At 59.4% G+C, this 1,073-nt stretch carries 2 protein-coding genes; both read left to right on the forward strand.

The genetic code is table 11. The features are described 5' to 3' along the window. A partial coding sequence (locus tag DBR24_RS34400; RefSeq protein ID WP_256591973.1) for a fimbrial protein occupies nucleotides 1-331 on the forward strand: 331 nt, incomplete at its 5' end. 72 nt (nucleotides 332-403) lie between these two features. After that, nucleotides 404-1,073 (forward strand): molecular chaperone (locus DBR24_RS29565; RefSeq protein ID WP_146189151.1); only part of this gene is annotated, 670 nt, incomplete at its 3' end.

Consider the following 1,073-nt stretch of genomic DNA (forward strand, 5'->3'; position numbering starts at 1 on the left):
CGACATGAAGATCAACTGCAACGCCGGCACCAAAGTGGCGATGATTTTCGAACCGACCAAGGGCGCAGGCTCGGGCATCGTTGCCGGGACCAAAGTGCTGAAGCTGATCGACGGCCTGGGCGCTGCGAAGAACATCGGTATCGCCTTGCTCGACTCCAACGGCGCGTTGATCGACCTGAGCTCGCCGTCCACCGCGAAGATCGAAAATACCCTGCAAGACAGCAACACCACGCTGAAATTCTCGGCCGCCTACGTCACCACCGCCGACGTGGCAACCGCCGTTGCCGGTCGTGGCGATGCCACCCTGCCGTTCACGCTGCAATACGAATAACCCGCGCGAACACTCACGCCTGGTGCGGGGCCGGTCGGCCCTGCACCCTCATTCAATTGTGCGGTACCCCCTATGTTTTATCGTCACTCATTGTCCTTTTGTGCGGGCCTTTTGGGTCTGCTCGTGGCCAATCAGGCCATGGCCGGCATTTCCTTGAGCAGCACCCGTCTGGTCTTCGACGGCCAACACAAGGAAGCCGGGATCACCGTGCGTAACAGCGGTGCAGATGTACTGATTCAGTCGTGGATCGACACCGATTCCAGTGAAACCGCCGCGGTACCCTTTGCCGTCACGCCGCCACTGGTGCGCGTCAGCGGCGACGAACAGCAGATCTTGCGGGTGATCTACGAAGGCGCGGGCATGCCGACCGACCGCGAGTCGGTGGTCTGGCTCAACGTGCAGGAAATTCCCCAGTCGGCGAAATCGGCCAACACTTTGCAACTGGCCGTGCGCCAGCGCATCAAGGTGTTCTTCCGCCCGCCGGCACTGAAAAACAACGCGTATCTAGCGCCGAGCGAATTGACCTGGCGCCTGGCTGAACGTGCCGGCAAACGAGTACTGCAGGTGAACAACCCGGGCCAGTATCACGTGTCGATTGCCGATATCACCCTGCAATCCGGCGCAGGCAGCGAACACCCTTTTGATTCGATGATGATCGCCCCCGGCGAACAGAAAGAGTTCAGCCTCAAACAACTTCACAACGTCAATACAGTGCGCTTGTTATTCAGCAGCATTAATGACT

Source organism: Pseudomonas sp. HMWF006, assembly GCF_003061205.1.
Classification (GTDB): Bacteria; Pseudomonadota; Gammaproteobacteria; order Pseudomonadales; family Pseudomonadaceae; genus Aquipseudomonas; species Aquipseudomonas monsensis.